A 21,189-nucleotide genomic window follows, 5' to 3' on the forward strand; every position below is an offset into this window, starting at 1 on the left:
GTTCACTCTGACAAGCAGATCAGAATTGCACGTTTCAGAATGTGGTCCAATGCATTTTAGATTCAACCCGATTTTAGTTTCTGACGCACCATGTTCAGAAGTTCTGTCTCGACAGCATCTGCACCACCAAAAGTTCTCCACAATACAGCGATCACTGACACATAGACTACAGCCCCAACACATATTTTTGCGATTAACAAGACCAACAAGGGAAGGACCCAAAGAGTATCCACCCAGTATACTGCCCCCATCATACAGGCTCCTGCAATCACAGGACGTACGACAGCACGAAGAATACCACCCCAGTCCAACTCACTGACACTGATCGCTGCACTGTTTAATGCAACAAAAGAAAACATTGCGCTGGCAATCATGCCGTAGACGACTCCAACTAATCCGAAAAATTGGTACCCGAGATAGACGCAGCCCAACATGACCAGAGCCCGCAACCAGGCAATTCCCGCCAATAGCTTCACCCGCCCGATCACAATAACCAAACTCCCCGCCAGGCCATGTAACGCCATGACAACTTCAGCAACTGGGACGAGTTGTAAGAGCGGTATGGACTCCGTCCATTTATCACCCAATAACAACGGCACAACTTCCGAGGCGACACATGACAGGCCAAGTCCAGCGGGAACGACAATCATAGCCATCCCGGAAATGGCTCGGGTAAAAGCAGAAGCCAATCGGCTTGGCTCATTTTCAAACTGTGAAAACCCTGGAACAAATGCACGTGATGCAGGCTGAACAATCTCAGCCGTCGCCATGGACGAGACATTCTTGGCCATCGCATAATACCCTAGGCCAATTGAGCCAAAGACCTTTCCAATGATCATCTCATCTCCGCGACCAAAAATATAATTGGCCAACCCGCGAACCAGCATCCACTGGGAGAATGAAAACACTTCCCCCACAGCTTCTAACGAAAAACGCGGGCGGTACGACGACATGACATAACTCACGCCCACCGCGACACAATGATTAAATAACGAACCCATGACCAGCGCCCAGTAGTTCCGCAGGTAGAAGGCCAGCCCAATTGTGACGAGAAACCCACCAAGTTTTATATAGACATTGAATTTAAAGTCCCGATCAAACAGCAGATGTTTTCGGAAATCGATTGTCCCAATGTTTTCCCACGCTCGGACAAATGCCCCAAACGCGATCACCCAGAGGATCGGCATGACTCTCGGCTCCTCATACAGCGAGGCAATAAATGGTGCCGCGGCAGCCAACACAATCGATACGCCGCCCATCTGCAACAATCGAATCGTCCATGTCGTATCATAGTGCTTCCGTTCAGCATTCGGGTTACGAATCAATCCAAACTCCAAACCGAAGTCGAGTAATTGATTAATGAGACCAACGCACACCATGGCCATGGCCACGATACCGAAGTCTGCCGGCATCAGGAGACGAGCCAGGATCACCGTGCTCAGTAAACCAATGAGCCTCACTCCCCAGCGCATGGCCATCATCCATACGACTCCACCTAACAATATGTCGGCTAACGGCTTTGCAGGCCCCATTCCCCTACTCCTTCAGACATCCGCCATTGTTCCAAAAAATTGCTTCACTCCGCTCACACCCCTAAGAAGCTCAAGCCATTATGAGTTCATTTGCCCACGAACATCTTGCTCGCTCACGATTCAAGATACAGGCAAAAGCCTAAAACAACTGTCTATTTCATTCTGGCAGTATACGACTCAACACGGCACACGTTAAAACTCTGGTACAACAACACAACGAAGAGAGACGAAAAAAGACTCAAGAGAGCACCGAGAACACGTATTTCATTGCATGAGGATGTGCGTATCTGCTTCGACACACCGCACGGCATGCTCATGTCGAGGGGACGATTAGTCTACAACCACAAACATAAAAATGGGTATGATGAACGAACGGTGGGATAAAGAAGTCACCAACTGACACGTGATTATAGAATGATCTACACGATGAATGAGTTTGACCGCCTTTGACGAAAAAATACACGCAGGACACCTCAGCGTATCGGCTTGCGGTCAAAGAAAAGACTCGTGAAGGGCCCTTCAGTCTATCGTTCAGACCAACCGGGGCAACAATAGTGAAGGGCCTTCATGCTGAACACAGTGTTGAGGTTTAAAACAGCGTATAAATAAAGGGTGCAACGGCAGAGCCTTCGGTCAACACAATTAATCCACCGAGCAACAACAACATAATCAGAATCGGCGCCAACCAAAACTTTTTGCGCTCCCGCATAAACGCCCACAATTCTGATACAAATTCCTGCATACTCTTCTCCTTCTTAAAATGGCCTCATGATATGATCCGGCGTCCGCACTGCCTTCGTTTCGCGATAGCTGGATTTCTGAGGATCAAAGTCACAGTGCAACGGCTTCTTCCCCAGCATTCTCATTAAGAGAGAAATCGGCGTCACCAGCGCATAGTAGATCACTCCTAATAACACCCGTGTATTGAACCACCCGAGTTTTTCGGCAAACCACATCCAGCCACGAAACAATGGCATTAACCCCTTTGGCCAAGCCAGAGCCATCGTCCCCCACAATCCAGCCACCACGGTGCTCCAGCTACGAAGTCCAGCCCCGTGCATGACAAGCGGCCACAGCCCGATAACCAAGAAGAGGCCACCCATGAGCCAACCAAAGTTCCGCAATTGTTTCGTTGTCACAGTTGATGGATCAAAACTCATGGATTGAGGCTCCCGTTAATCAAGTTCAAACTCTTGCATCCAACTACTGTCTTTTTCTACTTGAGGTTGATCCTCTTTACGCAAGACACAATTCTCAAGGACCAACACATCCATTTCCGTACGCATAAAACATCGATAGGCATCTTCCGGTGTTCCCACGATTGGCTCACCCCGCACGTTAAACGATGTATTAATGAGAACACCGCAACCTGTTTCAGCGTCAAATGCCTTGAGCAACTGATAATATCGCGGGTTTGTCTGATGTGTCACGGTTTGGACCCTCGCCGAATAATCCACATGAGTCACAGCAGGAATATCCGATTTTGGCACATTCAACAAATCAATGCCCCATAAATCTTTATGAGCATCCGTCAGTGCTACCCGTCGATTCGTTGAGATTGGAGCCACCAGCAACATATAGGGACTCTCGTCGGTCAATTCAAAGTACTCAGAAACCCGTTCTCGAAGCACGGACGGGGCAAAGGGACGAAACGATTCTCGATATTTAATTTTCAGATTCATGATCGACTGCATTTTCTCGCTTCGTGGATCACCGAGAATACTTCGGCCACCTAACGCTCGAGGACCAAATTCCATTCGACCCTGAAACCAGCCGATGACTTTTTCAGTCGCAAGCTCATGGGCGACACGGCTGGATACGGTCTCATCATCTAAACGTTCATACTGAGCCCCAAGTTTCTGTAAGCGCGTTTCAATATCATCATTCGTGAATGCCGGCCCCAGATAACTGCCTCGCATCGCGTCGGATTCTCCATTCGTCGTTCGAGGATTCCCATGGTATTGATAATGGACGGATAACGCTGCCCCCAAGGCACTGCCGGCATCTCCCGCTGCCGGCTGAATCCACAGGCGCTTAAACGGCCCTTCTCGGAGCAGACGACCATTCCCCACGCAGTTAAGAGCCACCCCACCGGATAAACAGAGAGCCTCTAACCCCGTTTCTTTTTGCAGCCCTTTTGCCAACTGTAACACCACCTCTTCCGTCACCTCTTGAACCGACCGCGCCAGATCCATTTCCCGTTGAGTCAATTCCGATTCGGGTTTTCGGGGAGGACCACCAAATATGTCGTCAAACTTGGCACTGGTCATCTTGAGACCCGTACAATAATCGAAATACTCCATATTCATTCGAAACGTGCCGTCTTCTTTCACATCCAGCAAATGTTCATAGATGGCCTTCACATACGTGGGTTGACCATATGGTGCCAGGCCCATGACTTTATATTCGCCGGAATTCACCTTAAACCCGGTGTAATAGGTAAAGGCCGAATAAAGCAAACCAATTGAATGGGGAAATGGAATTTCCCAGAGCGGTGTCAGTTGATTCCCACGTCCAACCCAGGCTGAGGTCGTCGCCCACTCCCCCACACCATCCATACACAACACGGCCGCATCCTGATACGGCGAAGGAAAGAAGGCCGCGGCGGCATGCGATTCATGATGCTCACCAAAGAGAATCTGTGGAACCTCTTTTGGCGAGGCCAACGCCCCTATCCGTACGAATTCCTTGCGCAAAAGATCTTTCAGAAAGAGTTTCTCCTTGAGCCACACCGGCATTGCCGCCAGAAAAGACGAAATCCCTTTTGGCGCAAAACTCAAGTACGTCTCAAGCAATCGCTCGAACTTCAATAATGGCTTATCATAGAACACAATTTCATTGACGTCTGACAGCGTATACCCACCCTCCTTGAGACAAAATTTCACCGCTTCATGCGGAAACCCTGCATCATGCTTTTTTCGTGTAAACCGCTCTTCCTGTGCGGCAGCCACAATGTCACCGTCATGCACTAAACAGGCGGCACTATCGTGGTAATAAGCCGAAATGCCAAGACTAATGTGTTTCATACATATACCATTCTGCGTTACGAGGAAAACCTATCAAGTAGGCAACGACGTGAGTCCATCGGACTCATGGTCCCACTACCTGAATGCCTGAGTTCATCAGATAGACACATCTTACTCTATTTTTGTATTAATTGGTCACTCACCGAAGAAATAGTCCCACGGAACATTCACCGGGTTGGCTTAAGACTGGCATGAAAAAAGATCATCGGGTTCCTGCCAACGACGCTCGAACATGCGACCGCTTCAAACGCTCCTCCCCTGAACTCCTATGCCAAGACCTCACAACTGAATACATGTATTCTTTCAAAAGAATGACCACGACAATAAATTGATAAAATACATCGAAATAGGCGACATCGAGAAACGTTCCCACGATCATATAGACCACAAAACTAATCTCCACCATCGACGCGTAATAGCTCATCCATTGCAGATCATCTACTCTGCTACTAAATCGTTGGATTTTTCGTAAACTGAGAAAACAGGATACCAGTAGTGCAATCCAGAGGAGAAAAGCCACAATGCCATGCTCGGCCAGAACCGTCAACCACATGCTATGACATGACCACACCTTATCATGTCCGTATTCCGCTATGAACTCTGGGAAATACTGTACATAAATGTGTTTCCCGTAGTAATCAAAACCCTCTCCAGTAAGAGGATTGGCAAAACCGACACGTTTACAGGCTTCCCAATTCCAAAAACGGCTCACCGCCGACCCTTCTTCTTCGTAATTCACCAGTTCATCGAAGCGTGTCTGAACACGATCAGGCACGAGATCCAATGTGGCCAGAAATGGAATGAATGCCACAGCCGATACCAAGAGCATAGCCCCGCCGCCTATAATCAAGACCTTATACTTGCTCTTCAATAAAATGAGCCCTACTCCCGCCATGAGTCCTAACCATGCCCCTCGGGAAAATGTACACACAATCGCCGGCACAGACAGCCCCAACATGACCCACATAATCTTGCGAAGCCACGATCGGGGTTCAAGTTGAATCAGATAATAGAGCAAGGGAACATTCATGGCCATGGCCAGACCAATGGCATTATTCGCGTAGAGAAAAGACCCCTCCGGTCCCCATACCAGTTCATTGCCGCCCGAGACAATCGCAAAGATTCCGCCTTTGACAGCCAACAGTCCTATCGATAGCGCCACAACCTTCATCAACATCTGTACACGTTCTGCTGAATAGAAAATGGACATGGATAGAAAAATCATGACAAAGATTTTTGACACATGGATGAGTTGGGTTAACGCCGCATCCGACATCCACCCTCGGTGAGGGAAATAGGCTACCACCGTCGACACTATGAATAATACCCATAACCCGAGCAGCATCCAGACTTCCCGCTGACGAGGAAACCGCTTCGGTTCAGGCGAGATCGCATAGCCGATGATTGTTGCTATGGCCATAATCATGGCAATCGGAAATGAACGGCCAAACCCCCAGGTAAACCCTTGAGGATTGATGATGCCAAAGGCCACAAACAGTAACATCCCGTACACGGGCCGTCTTATGGCGACGGCGGCAGAACCTAAGACAAGAATAACTAAGGCAATGTCTCTCATAGGTGTTCAGGGGCGAGTAACGCACTCCCCTCGATTCTCGATAAGGTGACGCAAGGATGTGGCCAATGTTTCAGCTTGACATGCTCGAGAAAACTTCTCAACTGTCTGTTCATGAGCGATCGGATGCCGACCCGATTTGATTTGGGTTAGAAATTTCCGAATCCCTGTATAGAGGGCTTCCGCATCATGCAGATCACAAATGGTCGCGCCGCCACATTCCTTCAAAAGAGCGGCGGTATCGCCCGTGGCATCCGTTAGCGCCAGAATAGGCTTTTTGATACGAAGATATTCATAGGCCTTTGCTGGAATTTGATGATTGCAGGTCGATCCTTGAAGAAGAAGTAACCCATCTGCCGACATACAATCTTGCAACGATTGGCGATAGGGAAGTGAGGGAAGCAGGTGGACAATATCTGCAATATCCAGCTCTTGGAGTATTGTTGCGTACACACCTTCTGAACCAGACCCACGAAATTCAATTCGTAACATGTCAGGCGTAATCAGGTTTTCTTGTTTTAATTGCGCCAAAGCCTGAAAGAATGGCCGGGGATCTCGCTCTTCTGGATAGACAACTCCTGCATGGATCAATCGCATGGGACGACCATTCCCAAGGATATGGGCGTCTTCAAGCTGTAGACTTTGAAAATCGTGTTCGTCATATCCATTTGGAATCACGAGACACGACTCTTGCCTCAACTCTGGATATCGATCGAGATACATCTGCTGTGTAGATGGTGCAGTAAAAACATTTTTCGTACTCTGCGCAAAGGTCTTTCGCTCAATCCACTGATAATACTGCCTGGTTGTCTGATCGCGTGGATAATTCTCTTCGGTCATGGAATCTCGAAAATCGGCAACCCAAGGTAGTCCTGTCAGTTTACTGAGCACAAATCCGATGAGATGCGCCGTTGCAATAGGATAGGTAGACCATATCGCTTGAGGTTGATACTTTTTGATCAGCCAAAGCCCCAAGGGAATGGCGCCGATCATCCAAGTAGCCCATCGATCCGGCAATGCCAAGGCGTTGAGATATTTGCCCTTGAAAGATAAATGCCGTGCCGTATCTAATGCAAAGGCTCGTGTAATAAGCACATCCGAAGGAATCTCATCCATCTGATGAGTGCTGGTTTGCGGGTACGCTCGGACATGAGGCGTTAACATGATCGGTCTCCATCGATACTGCGGGAGATACCGTGAAAATTTCAATGTCCGATGCACACCACTTCCCCCGGAAAATGGCGGATAATGAAATGCGATCATCAAAATATTCTTCATCGGTAATACTACAGCCATATCTCATCTCATGACACTGACGAGCAGAGTTCTTCGAATCGTACGTTATCGCGTCACAACGCTTCTTTCACTGCATCAATGATAAAGTGTAACTCATCCTGAGTTAAACTTTGGTGATTAGGAAGCAGCACCAGATGCTCGTACAAAAACTTTGCATCGCCAAATTCAGCGACGTCAAGCGTCGGATGAATCACCCCGCTCCATGAAAATGACTGGATTCCCCGTTTCCTCAGTTCCACATGAAGATCCGTTCGATGCTCCACAACAATGGGAAACGCCCATGCGCAGACACGATTCGCTTCCGCCCTCGACCAGAGACGAATACCCGGCAACTCCCCTAATGCCTGAGAGAGAATACTCGAATGCTCTTGACGCTTCCGCATAATCTTCGACACATCTATGTGTTTTATTATGTATCGAGACCATCGACTCATCGGCCAATTCAATTGCGAGGAATCAAACTCTGGAACATGCGTGTTACCCTGAGGCTGTTCGCTCACACCCTCATGCGATACGGTACCCTGCACGGGAAACTCAGTGCGTTGATTCGGGCCGATCGATGGTCTAGGGGTTGACCTATCCGACAAACATTTCTCTAAAAGATTTTTGACAATCTTCACCTGGAACCACCCGCTCAGCCCTTGCCAAGGAACGGCATGTTGACATGGCGCATGATTACAGACCAACATCCCCCCATCATAAATCGGCAAAAACTTCCGCCAACTGAAAATACTGATATCTCCGACACTCCCGATTGGTCCTTCGCGACTCTCCCCCATGAAGAGATGGGCGCAATCTTCGATAAAAAACAAGTGATGGTGCTGACAGAATTTCCTGATTTTCTGTAAAGGCTGTAGGACTCCGAAATAATGAATGGCAAGGACAGCCTTGACCTGACAATCAACTTTCCGTGCCATGTCTTCAAAATCAACGATCCCATCACGATGCACATTATAAAATACCACCTCGCATCCATAATGACGGATCGGCTCTACCACAGTCGAACAATGGAACGCCGGAACCAACACTGTATCGCCAGGATTCAGCCCAAGGCTTCCAAGACCGTGAAAGAGGGCGTTGCGAGCCCAAAAATGATACGAGGTTGCACTCCCTGTAACAGGTTCAGGCTGAGTTGTCCGAGAACGTGAAGGGAAAAGATAGTGGATCGGTAAACGAGGGTCTCTTGATACGACAAATTCCATACAGCCGATCATCACTCACTCATTTGCCAAACACGACCTTCTACTGAAATACGCACGGCACAAATAGCCAAGTCAAACCCAGGCCGGATCCCATAATGTTCTGGATCTACGCTGCGTCAAAACGATCTTGCGAGCGACTCGACTGTGATACGTGTACCCGTGAGAACTTGACTATACAAACGACCCAAGACATTTCACCTGAATAGCGATACACATTCGTGAAAAACCTACCAAGAAAACCTTGAGCCTCTCTCGTTCAGACACAGTCACTGGTCAAATCTTCATAGGTCCCTCTCCGTCGCACAAGCTTAGCCTCACCTTCTTTCACTAACACTTCAGGAGGAGAACGGTGACTCAAAAAATGCAAAGGACTGGCCGTCCGCCCATAAGCACCAGACTGCAACACTCCGACGAAATCACCAACCGCGGCCACAGGAAGTTGAATTCCACGAGCCAACACATCTAGCGGAGTACACAGCGGACCCACGACATCCACGGTTTCCTCCGTCGGCTGATCAAGCTTGTTGACAAGACACACTGGAAAATTCTTCTTAATAACCTGTCCAAAATTACCAGATGCCGCCAGATGCTGATGCATCCCTCCATCAACGATCAAAAACTTTTTCCCTCGAGACACTTTGATATCTATAATTTGAGAGACGTACACGCCGGCTTCCCCAACAAGGTATCGCCCTGGTTCGACCATGAATTGCGTCCCAGTAAAATCTGGATCATCCCGAATCTCGGAAAATAATTCGTCCAAACCAGCAGTCAGTTGCTGAGTATCTAACTCTTCTTCTTTTCCAAAATACGGAATCCCCCAGCCACCCCCAAAGTCCAAGGTGTGCAGCGGGCGTCCCGTTTTCTTGACGATTCGCCTGGCAATGTCCACACCCTTTCGATATTGAGAGACTAAAACGGCATAATCCAAGATTTGCGTCCCCGAAAATAAATGCAACCCACGGAATGTCAGTGCAGGATGAGAACAGATTCGATCAACGATTGATTCAAGCTCTTCCTCATCAATCCCGAAGGGAGTCGATTGCCCCCCCATCCGCATGGCCCCGCCCAATGCTTCTCCTGTCGGATTCACTCGAATAGCCACGTTGGCAATGAGCCCGAGACGTTGACTAATCATGGCAATACGCTCAACCTCTAAGACGGATTCGATATGAATTTCTCCGATGCCCTTCGCCAACACCAACTCTAATTCGGCTTCCGTTTTCCCCGGTCCTGCAAAGAGAATAGATTCTGGAGCGCAACCCGCTTGTAGGGCCTGTAGAAACTCTCCGCTTGACGCAATTTCCAACCCGCACCCCTTCTCCAAAAAATGTTTCAGAATGGCTTGAGAAGGATTCGCTTTGACGGAGTAACTGATTGAAAAGTTCGAAGGTAAAGCCTGTCGCAGCAATGCATATTTCCGATCAAGAACCCGTGCATCGTAAATAAACAATGGGGTACCATACTTCGCAACAATGACATCAATAGAGACTTGCTCCCCGAACACCAATAAGCCAGAGTCTGCTTGAAAATGTCGGGCAATGAGTGCGTGGATGTCAGGCATGCGATGACGTCACATTCATTTTTTGAAGATTCGTATAATCGATTTTGCCATTTGGAGTTTTAGGCAACGCGTCAAGAATATGAAAGGTCTTTGGAAGCATGTACCGTGGAAGTTTGGTCACGCAAAAGGCTGACAGACTGGTCGAGTCAACAGGCTCAGGACTCTTGGGAACAACAAAAGCCGTGACCGCTTGACCAAGAATCTCATCAGGAACGCCAATGACCGCCGCCTCTTTCACGAGTCCGCTTTGATATAAGGCTTCCTCGACTTCAGTCCGACTAATACGAAACCCTGCGGACTTGATCATGGAGTCGCGGCGTCCGACAAAATATAAAAACCCCTCATCGTCCATCTTGACGAGATCACCTGAATAACACACCATCTCATCAATCCCGCCATGGGATGGATTGTGGGGATGTGGACGTAGGACCTTTGCCGTTAATTCAGGTTGCCCCCAATATCCCAACGACACTGTTGGCCCACGATGTACTAACTCTCCGACTTCCCCCGGCTTCACCGGCTGCCCATGTCCATCAACGACTAATATTTCGGTATTCGGAATAGCCTTCCCCATGGACGTTGGGCGCCGATCAAGTTCATCTGGAGGCAGATAGGTGGACCGAAAGGCTTCCGTCAGCCCATACATGAGATACACACTCGTCGTTGGCAAGGCTGTCCGAAGAAGGGCCAAGACAGGTTGAGGCATGGCTCCCCCTGTATTCGTGATGTATCGCAAGTGAGGAAGGGATTGTTTGTGAAGCGTCGAATTGGATTGCGACAAGAGATTCCACAATGTCGGAACTCCCGCCAACCCGGTAATCTGTTCCTTCAGCAATACTTGAACAATTTCTTTGGCAAACACAAACGTCATGAGCACGAGCGTACAACCCTGCTGAAAGGCCGACATCAGTTGATTCAACCCGGCATCAAAGCTAAAGGGAAGCACGGCTAAGATTTTGTCCTGGTCGGTAATCTCCAAATACGTCGACACAATTGATGCTCCACTTACAACATTCGCATGGGACAACATCACCCCCTTGGGTTTCCCAGTGGAGCCTGACGTATACAGAATCGCGGCCAAATCCTTGTCGATACAGGAGGCCACGCCACGAGACACATCAGCTGTTTCGATTAACTCAGAGAAGCCATGGATAGTCATTGCTGACGACACATCAGTCCCATCTTCAATGACAATCAAAATCTCTAACTGCGTGAGTCCATCAAGCGCGTTCTGTAAGCTTGCCAGCTTTTTTCTCGTCGTGATCAAACACCGCATCGTACAATCCCGCGCAATGTGCCCCACCTGATCAGCAAGCAAGAGTCCATTGATGGGAACAAATACGGCCCCAGCCTGAGCAATGCCAAAAATAGCAATCGCTAATTCAGGAGAAGGATCGAGATAGATGCCCACGCGATCGCCTCGTTCAAGCCCTAATCCGTTCAAGCCGGCGGCCAATCCGGATACTTGGCGAGCGACATCCTGGTAGGTCAAGACCTTTTCCCGATGGACCAAAGCTGGTTTTTCAGGAAAATGCTCGGCGCTCTGCCGCAACATATGTTGGATCAAGTAGCCCATAGGACGCTCTAGGACCTTCAAACAACCAATACTGCCACAAATGTAAATACGTGATAATACAGGACGACGCGATCACACCACGACGTTAATACACGATTACCTTCTCTTTCGGCACTCCGATCCAATACTGAAGCAACATTCCCTTGCGATACCAGTACATCAGTTCGGACTCAAATCGCGTTTTGTCGTCGGAAAACAGGCGGGAACGAAGATAAAGGAGAAACGCTTGAAGGGTTTGTGAATACATATACCGTGGAACGCCAAACAATAGCGGGGAATGCGGTAACCCGGACATAAACGCGAACGTGCCGCCGTAAGCCGCGACACGTCTTCGCAACCACTCCATACTCATCTGTTCAGGTCGAATTTGATGATGGACCAAAGCCTCGGGTAAATACACTGGGGTATGTCCAGCCTGGTCTAACCGATACAGAAACTCTGTTTCATCACCCATCAAATACCGACCACTATTTGGACCAAAGTCGGTGTTAAATCGAAAACCATTCTCTAACACACAGGAACGAACAGCAAAATTCGGGCCCCACACCATACTCGGCTTGTATTCACCTTCAGGAAGCTTCCAATCAGCAATGACCAAGGCTGACTTGACCAAACGATTCTCAATATCAAATGTGACATCCTCTGTTGGGAAGTGTGGTAGAATTTTTCCACCAAAAACTGAATGGTTTGGCCAACGCTTCGCTCCCTCCCAAATACGCAAAAGCCAATCGGGATCAGCAAGGATGTCATCATCCGTAAACACCAATAGGCTCCCGTGAGCTTTTGGAATTGCCGTATTTAACGCAAAATTCTTTCCTACACGTGCTTCGACAACATAGGTAAGCGTTAAGGTAGCCGCATAGTGATCTGCCAATTGACGAGTTTCAGCATCGTTTGCATTGTCCACAAGGATAATTTCCCAAATGAGACTTCCCGTGTTGAGTTCAGAAAAACTCTGAAGCGTTCGAGAGAGAATCTGTGGGCGTCGGCTTGTGGATAAAATGATGGAAAGATCCATAATATGTTCCTCAGATCAATCAGAGATTTTCAAAATGATATGGCATGTGGCAGAAAGGAAAATACAATCGAACTACGTGTGTTATTGAGTAATGGCGGTGTACGGTCACTATAGCGAATCCAAATACGTCCCAGTTGAAACATGAGGACTTTCAGCGCAGTATCAAACGCTTCAAGGGCACGGAAGTTACATGATTCGGTTATAGCCATACAATATGGTGGTCGGTGGATACAGAGTTCAGACAATCATCTCAACACCATCTCAAAAACCACAGCATGAGTTGGAATTGCCATGTAAGAAATACTAACCAATCAGATTCGATAGGGGATTGCTATACAAAACGAACAAGCAAGAATCAGCTATAAGGGAAAAGCATCTCACGATTCAGAGTGAAAATCAACTTTTTTGGAGAATCACTTACGTAACTAACAGGAACTTACACCAAAGAGCACATAATAGCCGACATAACGTATAATCAATTAGCTATATATCATTACTTTCCCCACTCTTTTGCGTCATGACTGTCCAGACACCCATTGGAATACCTACATCGGACAACAGCCAAACTCCAGGTACAGTCAGGCGGGCCTTATAGCCGTTTCAATTATAGCGTAACCGTATAACTCTAAGCTGAATTGAGATCATGTACAAAGCGCAACCACACATGTCGTAGAAGCAAAAGGTGAAAGGTACGGCTATAACTTCCACATGCTTGAAGTGAGTAATCGCGCGGGGTTCGTTGATCGACCTCAGCTGAAACTTATTTGGATTCGCTATAACAGAAAAGGCAGTAAGGCAAAACGAGTGAAGTCAAAAGGTAACTATCGCCTTACCGAGCGAAAGACGATTCGTCTGTACGCAACTCTCTTAAGGGCGAGTGTGCCATCGCCACAACACGATATACGGAGCACTGGGAATGCTCTGCGGTTCCAGGTGAGCCTCTATATAGCGTAGGACATCGGTCGGAAATGTTCCCAAGGCGGTGCCGTCGAGATCGGTATAATTCCAAAATCGATCTTTTCGCCACCGATAGGTCATGACCCATCCCGACGTATGAGTTTTCATGACCTGTTTGAGATCTTCCAGGTTCTGAAGCACTGGAGCCCCAAACGTATAGTCAATGAGTTGTCCCTGTTCATTCTTTAAGTCTCTTTTGATATTTGTCCGCAGGTAGGAATTATTCATGAAATATAAAGGCTGAGTCGCTCCATAATGACGAGAAAGCAACGGATAGCCAGAAACCGTCACATCGCCTCCCACAGCATGTGCCTCGATATATTGTACGGCAGTTTTCCAGTTGTGATGCTGAACATCGGCAACATGGGGAGAGTCAAAGCCTTGAGAGAAATCCTTTACCGTCCGCATAAACCACGGCATGTTGATCAAGACCCCCAATACAGTCGCAACAAGAACAGTGAATGCCATGACATTCCATAGCATGCTTGGGACGTGTTCAGCCTTGTTGAGCGCCTTGCCTGCCGACCATAATGACTGCATCAGTCCAACAAACCCTACGCCTGCCGCTATATACATGAACGGCAACGCGTAGAGAAGATACCGGTAACTCTTCATGGGTAAGATGAGGCTATGAAGCACAAAAGGCAGCAGAAACGCACACGCAATCAATAGGCCAACCCTGTTGTTTTGCAAAAAACAATAGAGAAAAAGAATGGCTATCCCTCCAAATATGAGAGGGTATTCATCTAACAATAACCAACGATAGTAACTCCAGTTATCAGCATTTTCCTGACCCCACGCAAGCGGCTCCTGAGTCATGGCCACAAGCTTCGCGGGAATGCTTGGAAAGAGGAGACTCCCCACAATCCCCCCGAGAATGATCAGAAGAGAAACGCCAATATATTTTTGCCGGACAGGAAGATCGATCGATCGACATACGACTCCAAGTACTCCCATCACCAGAACGTAGACAACAAAACCGGACATCGCTGGAAGGATGAGTGTATGGACACCCAGGGCCAACAAAAATGCTAGACCTGCATAAAACAATAATAACGGACGCACCTGACACGCATCTGTCCATTTCCCTACGGCAGACAATCTGGCCCCACGCCCATTCTTTAAAGAAGAGGTTTCGAATCCTTCATAGAAAAAAAACACAATCAGTAAGAACAACAGCTGAAACAGCATGTACATCCTCACTTCACGAGAATGTGCGATCTCCATAGGCGAAAAGGCTGTAAAAAAGGCTGCGGCAAGACCAGCCTCGACTGAGAACCATCGCTGCGTCATCCAATACACAAAAAAAACAACGAGCACGCCAAGGATGGCACTAGGAATCCGTAGGGTCAGTTCGGTAAATCCACCGAATAATCCAGTCAGCGCCACAAGGTAGGTATACGGTAGACTTCGCTCATAGGCATAGCCTGATGGCAAGAGAGGGGGATTCCCTTTGAGCAGCTCCTGGGCGGCATACACATGGAGAATCTCATCGATTCCAAAATCTTTATCGCCAAGATGTGAAAGTCGAAACATGGCCGCGAGACATAATAAGAGGATAAGGCTTCCAACAACCCAGTAGGGCTTCGATGCCGGACTCTTATTTTCGTGCAAGGGGAACATATTCAATCTTTCGTTGTAAACGATCGACTCTCTCACGAACACTGTGAGCCTATAGGTTCAGACGTATTTATTTCAATATCGCCAAACCTCAATATGTCAATCGGTCAGTGCATCGGAACGAAAACACCGGCCCCAAACTCGTCCTGCTCATATTGGAAGGAATAGGCTTAAAACAAGAAAATTGGCAGGAAAGGAAGAAAAAGCAGAGGCAAGACATCGAAATGTGACATTTCGCCTCTGCTTCCACTCATTTTTTCAGGAATGACCGCTCTTATCGTCATCAACGAATCGCATCTTACCTGCTACGACTGATACAGCCTGGAGACATGTCCGACACTCAGTCTGCAACCTGGACGTGATTCTTCTTTTTCTGAACGAAGAGAACCATGGTACGTATTGATTGAAAGTTATCTGGAGTTAGCTCTTCGTCAGATATCGAGATACCAAACTCCTCCTCTAAATACGTCACGACGTCCAGAATCCCAAGTGAATCTAATAAGCCATCCTCCAAGAGTTGGGCATCATCTTGATCCTCAAGTTGACCGACCCGTGGAATGTGTTCAACGATAAATTTTCGAATATGTGCAAGATCTACATTATCTTCCATAATCACTCATGCCTCCCCCTTCAACTATCACGATCTCCTTGCATTAACAATAATGACATTTGCTGATTTTCGTTGGTTTTGTGTTCAGATTCAACAGGTAAACCAGCAATAATGATGGGAGAAGCCTCACGAGGCTTAAATCCCACGGACTGCAAAAAAGGAATCCAAGGGTGGTCTTCTACGATAGAGACCACAATGGTTTCAGCCAGACTAGAGCGGGCGCGCGCAACAAGATGATCAAGAAGACCCACCATAACATCCCTATCCTGGACACCGAAGATATCAAGAATCATGGCATCAGCCTCTGTCTCGGCAATGACCGCATACCCCTTGAGCGTCCCCTCTCTACGGGCCGTTACCATAACACACGGAGCAAGAGGATTTTGCCCATATCGCCAATTCAGGTATGCCGCGGTTCGTTCGAGGCAATTCCCATGAATGCCTCCAATCGCATCAGATAATTCCGTAAACTCAAGACCGCACTCTCCTGCATGCTGCTGAAAGGTCAAACCTGGTGGATTGTTCACTCTCCGATCACTCACACGCAATGCCAGATTGCCAAGCGGATTCAGACATCGTTGCAAGAAGGTCGACTTGACCACAGAGCGAAGCTTTCGATCAATCTTTAACGGTTTCACAAAACGAATCATCTGTTTGGACTGAGACACTTTGAGCCGCTTATAAATGGCCAGCATGTGCGTGCTTGGGAAATCATACCAAACCACGCCCCCTTCATGCCCCAATCCTTCAAGACATGCTCGTTGGAGTTGAATAGCTGGCCCAAGAGATCGGTACTGTTCGCTAATACAAAAATCGCCCAACACCCATCCCAACTGCTTCTTCAATCCGATATAGAGTGAACGAGGAAAGGCGGCCGCCGCTCCAATAATCGCGCACGTTTTCGACTCTTCAGACACCCAGACTTGCGGTTGGCCAAAAGGGTTGTGTTGGTACAGCCAATGAAATCGTTTGAGATCAGCACGTGGAGTTAAGTATTGACGCTGAAGGTCGACAATCTGCTCGCAATCATTGGTCAGGTCAGCCGGTCGTACAACAAGGTCCATGCACTACCCGCTCTTTCCCGATAAGAGACCTTGCGTTTTCAAAAGCTTTCTAGCTTGCGAGACCATCGCATATCGATAGCAATTGATGTGATACATCGTCCGCTCCTCGGTCGTCCATTTTTTGTGCCACTCTTTCGCTCGTCCGTAAAACTCCAACACATGAACGGTCTTCTCGGAAAATAGGTTTTTCAACATGCCTTCTAACATCATAAAACTTGGGGACAATTTTTTATGTTGCTCATCATAGGCCGTTTTGAGCATGATGAGCATCCCATTTCTTTCTACGCACAGATTACTGGCAATCGGGACGTCATCCATGAACAACTGGTACACCAGCCCCTCACCTCGCTGACAAAATCGAGCAAGCATGTCACGATAAAATTCGCCCTGTGAATTGTCAGCGCCAACGGCCGTGCCATGCTCACCTTTCCACCCAGATTCTTCAAACTGCCCATAGATTCGTACTGCCTCATCCATGCCTTGGGGCGTTCGTTCGACTGACAGTGAGATTCTCACGCCTTGTTCATCAAGTCGTTTCTTGCGGCGCGCAAGATTCCCCACGAGATCCTTCCCTCGTTGCTTCCAATACGAGTCAAATGTATCGACAAGTGAAATCCTCGGAATCGTAATATAGTCTAAACATTCCAATCGCTGATCACTCACCCCTCGTGTCAGGCTAGTATAGTCTGGATCTTGTTGTGTCACGCCTAGAGAAATTGTAAAACCAGGAAGACTCCGAACAAGGAGAGCCATTTGATCTTCAATATTCGATGGATTCCCTAGAAGGATTGGACCAAGAGGGGCTTGCGATGGTTGAAACGTCATCCATCGTCCCGCACCAACATGTTCGACAAGAACCATAGCAGGATATTCTGGGTCTTCACATATACCAAGATAGAGTTGATCATGACCGAATAACCGCACGAGTGGATCCCAAAAATCCGAGTCGAGCAAGATATGATTGTCGATGGCAGCATTCAGCGCATCCCATTGCTCCCGATGAGCATGAAAGGCGTCTCGCTCCTTAAGAAATTTCCACTTCATAGGTTCATCATACGAACAAGGATTCTTTGTTATGCGCAAAACCGCATATACTCAAAACGAAGTCCAAATGGTCCAATATCCTGATCCCAATACCCCACTCGCTTCAAATCAAAGAGGTCATCACCCGCATAGTTAGGCCCAGATACCGTACTCACCGCACACATAAACCCCTCTTGCTTCACAATCTCTTTAATCTCTGCATTGAAATCCTCTGGCCGTCCACTGGGATAGGCAAACGTCGTCACACGGGCCCCCACATGACGTTCAATGGTCTCTTTCGACTCACGAAGTTCTGCAGCAACTGCCGTCAATGGAATTTTCGAAAGGATGGGGTGGCTGACGGTATGCGCACCAAAACGAATGCCCGCTTGGTACATTTCCTTCACTTCTTCCCAATTCAACATCAATCGTGGCTCCGGCTCCGGCTCACCGAAAACCTGCAATTTCGTCGAAAGCTGTTCAATGGCTTCAATACGATGCTGATCATCAAGAGAGCGAAGGTACCACAACACGGCTTCTTGCGCCGCTTGTTTGCCTTCCCATGTCTCAAGTTCAAACCGCTGGCAACTGCCAAACCCCTCTAACACGGGAACAACCGTTTGGCTAATCATCCAACATGCACGATCATGCCATAACACATTGCCTGTACCGATAGCGGCCGTGGCCAAAAAAATTGTGGCGGGAAGTTCCATTTTTTTCAACAATGGGTACGCATTCATATAACTATCGCGATACCCGTCATCAAGTGTAATCACCACAGCTCGATGAGGCACATCATGGTGTTGCATTCGCTCAACGGCCTCCTCAAGATCCAACACATGACAGTGTTCTGCCAAATACCGCAGTTGGTTCGTAAAACCACGAATAGGGGCAGGCCCCAGAAATGGCGTCCGCTCATCACCAATCCCATGATACATTAAAATCTGTATCGGCCGGGATGCTCGTTTTTGCACACAAGGAAAATGAACTTCCATGGAAGACCCAGAGGATTTTTGCACGACATCCACACACCGGCTAATCAGCGCAAGAATGCCCATTCGGTGCAAAAGAGCACCGATCGCTTTGATTCCAAGAGACTTCAGTGTACCCATACGCTCATTCCTTACACAGGCCCGACTCACCCAATTCCCACAACCGATGACTGGAGACGGCACAGCAACCATTCGTGCATCGCTTACGATTTATCAACATATCTCCGAAGCCATAATTCCAACATGACAAAATTCCAAAGAATCGTGCCAAAAAAAGACGTCGTATCGTCTTGATGTCTTTTCATGAGATCGTCAATGGTGTGTTGGGCAAATATTCCCCGATGACGAACCCGCTCACTTCGCAACAGATCCATCATCATTTCTCTGAGCTTCTTATGAGTCCGTAACCAAATAGGTATCGGCAATCCAAAGCCATGCTTGGTCTTTGTACGAATTTCTTCTGGAAGAAGATCGGCATAGGTGGACTTAAAGAACGTCCGCAACTGCGTCCCTTCCATCTTGATATGTGCAGGAACGTCAGCCGCAAATTCAGCCAACCGATGATCAAGAAATGGGAAACGCACGGCGACTCCATTGGCTTCTGTCATCCGAGTCACTTTTATAATATCGTTATCGGAGATCACAAGCTTCAAATCCAGATACAACTGCCGCTCCAACTCGGTGTGCGCCAATGACTTTGAATGCGCATAAAGTTCTCTCACATGATGGTGCGGATCATACTGATCGCCAAGCGTCTTCAGAAAATCTCCGGAAAATACATCTTTCATGTGAAGGATCTCGAATAATCCCCATGAAAACAGTCGGTCAGGATATGGGGTATTCGCACGCTGAATATACTTGGTTCCCTTTATACACACGTTCAGCTTGAGCAAGTTCGCCAATAAGGATACGCCTGGAGCAACACCAAAATCCCGAAGCCAGCGAGGGATGAGACCATAATAGTCAAAGATCTTCTGTGTGGCATATCGCTCGTTTCCCGCGAATAACTCGTCTCCCCCATCTCCACCATACAACACATCAAAGCCATGCTCTCGTGCTAATTTGGCACAATAATACGTCGGAATGGCTGAGGCATTTGCATACGGTTCATCAAAGTTATCAATAAGGAGATCAATAACCTGAAACGTGTCATCTGCCGTCACGATATATTCGTGTTGCTGTGATCCAAATGCGTTGGCCGCGCAACGTGCAAAGCTCATTTCATTAAAGATTTCTTCGCCAAACCCAATTGAAAAACTATTCATTCGAGTTTGGGCTAACTGAGTCAACACGCCCAGTACGGTGCTACTATCGATCCCCCCACTCAAAAAACTCCCGATCTGATCCGGCTTTTGATCATATTTCATCCGAACCATGATGGAATCCGAAAAGGTTTCTTTCAATTTTTCTGAATATGCCCTCCGAGACAACGTCCCGGAATTGCTAAAGCTCATGTCCCAATAGGGCTCCAACTGCATGTCCCCGTTCTTCCACGTGAGTAGTTGCCCGGGCGGTAACTTTTGAACTTCATGGAAAATTGTTTTTGGGGTCGGGATGAACGAGGAACTAATCACATGAATAATGGCTGAGGGATTGAGGGACATGTCTTGACCGGCAGGGCATGCGAGAAGACCTTGCATTCTCGACGAAAAGGCAAATTTTTCTTGATCCTGTCGATAGAAAAGAGGATGGACTCGAAACCGATCAGAAGCAAGAAAGAGCGTTTCTTGGTTTGCATCCCACAGGGAGAGAACGAAATCGCCTCGAAGACTTGTTAAGAACGACTGCATCCCACGTAATGCCATCGCTAACAGCGCGACGAGTGGATCATCATGTTCGCGAACCGGAGCGAGGACCTCGTCGAGATTGTAAATGCTGCCATGAAATGCGAGCACATGAATATGTCCATGTTCTTTCAGCTCCGCAATGCCTGATAATCTACCTGGAAACGCTTGGACACCGACTCCTATCGACTGGCCAATACGCATGCGACCTGGAGACTGCGTTGAACGATCAAGCTCTCGCAGCATCGGCGTCAAGCATGCAAATTGTTGCTCAGGCATTCGTTCAGGAAACGCTATTCCACAGATTCCACTCATGTCATTCGTCTTTTCCTAACATGAAAACATCTGTTCC

General features: G+C 47.9%; 16 protein-coding genes. All 16 read right to left on the reverse strand.

Annotation, left to right across the window (positions count from 1 at the left end):
• Positions 1-62: 62 nt before the first annotated feature.
• The 16 genes from ACWHX8_RS14100 to asnB all read right to left on the reverse strand — a co-directional run bounded on the left by ACWHX8_RS14100 (position 63) and on the right by asnB (position 21,152).
• On the reverse strand, positions 63-1,532 hold the full coding sequence (locus ACWHX8_RS14100; protein WP_447968766.1) for a lipopolysaccharide biosynthesis protein: 1,470 nt from the start codon (positions 1,530-1,532) through the stop codon (positions 63-65).
• A 589-nt stretch (positions 1,533-2,121) separates the two neighbouring features.
• Positions 2,122-2,274, reverse strand: coding sequence for a DUF5989 family protein (locus ACWHX8_RS14105; RefSeq protein ID WP_447968767.1), 153 nt, complete (start codon positions 2,272-2,274; stop codon positions 2,122-2,124).
• A 13-nt stretch (positions 2,275-2,287) separates the two neighbouring features.
• Complete coding sequence (locus tag ACWHX8_RS14110) at positions 2,288-2,692, reverse strand: SxtJ family membrane protein (protein ID WP_447968768.1); 405 nt, start codon at positions 2,690-2,692, stop codon at positions 2,288-2,290.
• A gap of 15 nt (positions 2,693-2,707) precedes the next feature.
• The gene (locus ACWHX8_RS14115) at positions 2,708-4,558 is read right to left on the reverse strand and encodes a carbamoyltransferase family protein (RefSeq protein WP_447968769.1); all 1,851 of its coding nucleotides are present in this window, start codon (positions 4,556-4,558) and stop codon (positions 2,708-2,710) included.
• A 202-nt stretch (positions 4,559-4,760) separates the two neighbouring features.
• Entirely contained in the window at positions 4,761-6,134 is a 1,374-nt protein-coding gene (locus ACWHX8_RS14120; RefSeq protein ID WP_447968770.1) for a putative O-glycosylation ligase, exosortase A system-associated, read from the reverse strand.
• Positions 6,135-6,140: 6 nt separating this feature from the next.
• On the reverse strand, positions 6,141-7,427 hold the full coding sequence (locus ACWHX8_RS14125) for a glycosyltransferase (protein WP_447968771.1): 1,287 nt from the start codon (positions 7,425-7,427) through the stop codon (positions 6,141-6,143).
• Positions 7,428-7,480: 53 nt separating this feature from the next.
• On the reverse strand, positions 7,481-8,641 hold the full coding sequence (locus ACWHX8_RS14130) for a DegT/DnrJ/EryC1/StrS family aminotransferase (protein WP_447968772.1): 1,161 nt from the start codon (positions 8,639-8,641) through the stop codon (positions 7,481-7,483).
• Positions 8,642-8,885: 244 nt separating this feature from the next.
• On the reverse strand, positions 8,886-10,193 hold the full coding sequence (locus ACWHX8_RS14135; RefSeq protein ID WP_447968773.1) for a type III PLP-dependent enzyme: 1,308 nt from the start codon (positions 10,191-10,193) through the stop codon (positions 8,886-8,888).
• Positions 10,186-11,769: an acyl-CoA ligase (AMP-forming), exosortase A system-associated gene (locus ACWHX8_RS14140; protein ID WP_447968774.1), complete on the reverse strand. Its 1,584-nt coding sequence runs from the start codon at positions 11,767-11,769 to the stop codon at positions 10,186-10,188. Before ACWHX8_RS14140 ends, ACWHX8_RS14135 begins: the two co-directional genes overlap by 8 nt.
• Positions 11,770-11,854: 85 nt before the next feature.
• Positions 11,855-12,787 carry a glycosyltransferase gene (locus ACWHX8_RS14145; RefSeq protein WP_447968775.1) on the reverse strand — a complete coding sequence of 311 codons (933 nt, stop codon included), beginning with the start codon at positions 12,785-12,787 and terminating at the stop codon, positions 11,855-11,857.
• 867 nt (positions 12,788-13,654) lie between these two features.
• Complete coding sequence (locus ACWHX8_RS14150) at positions 13,655-15,367, reverse strand: glycosyltransferase family 39 protein (RefSeq protein WP_447968776.1); 1,713 nt, start codon at positions 15,365-15,367, stop codon at positions 13,655-13,657.
• Between the two features lie 337 nt (positions 15,368-15,704).
• The gene (locus ACWHX8_RS14155) at positions 15,705-15,974 is read right to left on the reverse strand and encodes an acyl carrier protein (protein ID WP_447968777.1); all 270 of its coding nucleotides are present in this window, start codon (positions 15,972-15,974) and stop codon (positions 15,705-15,707) included.
• A 20-nt stretch (positions 15,975-15,994) separates the two neighbouring features.
• A complete protein-coding gene (locus tag ACWHX8_RS14160; RefSeq protein WP_447968778.1) occupies positions 15,995-17,038 on the reverse strand; it encodes a hypothetical protein in 1,044 nt (347 codons plus the stop codon).
• Positions 17,039-17,041: 3 nt separating this feature from the next.
• Entirely contained in the window at positions 17,042-18,082 is a 1,041-nt protein-coding gene (locus ACWHX8_RS14165; RefSeq protein WP_447968779.1) for a GNAT family N-acetyltransferase, read from the reverse strand.
• Between the two features lie 29 nt (positions 18,083-18,111).
• Complete coding sequence (locus ACWHX8_RS14170) at positions 18,112-19,173, reverse strand: polysaccharide deacetylase family protein (RefSeq protein ID WP_447968780.1); 1,062 nt, start codon at positions 19,171-19,173, stop codon at positions 18,112-18,114.
• An 83-nt stretch (positions 19,174-19,256) separates the two neighbouring features.
• Entirely contained in the window at positions 19,257-21,152 is a 1,896-nt protein-coding gene (gene asnB / locus ACWHX8_RS14175; RefSeq protein ID WP_447968781.1) for an asparagine synthase (glutamine-hydrolyzing), read from the reverse strand.
• Positions 21,153-21,189: the final 37 nt, after the last annotated feature.

Source organism: Nitrospira sp. M1 (genome assembly GCF_965152605.1).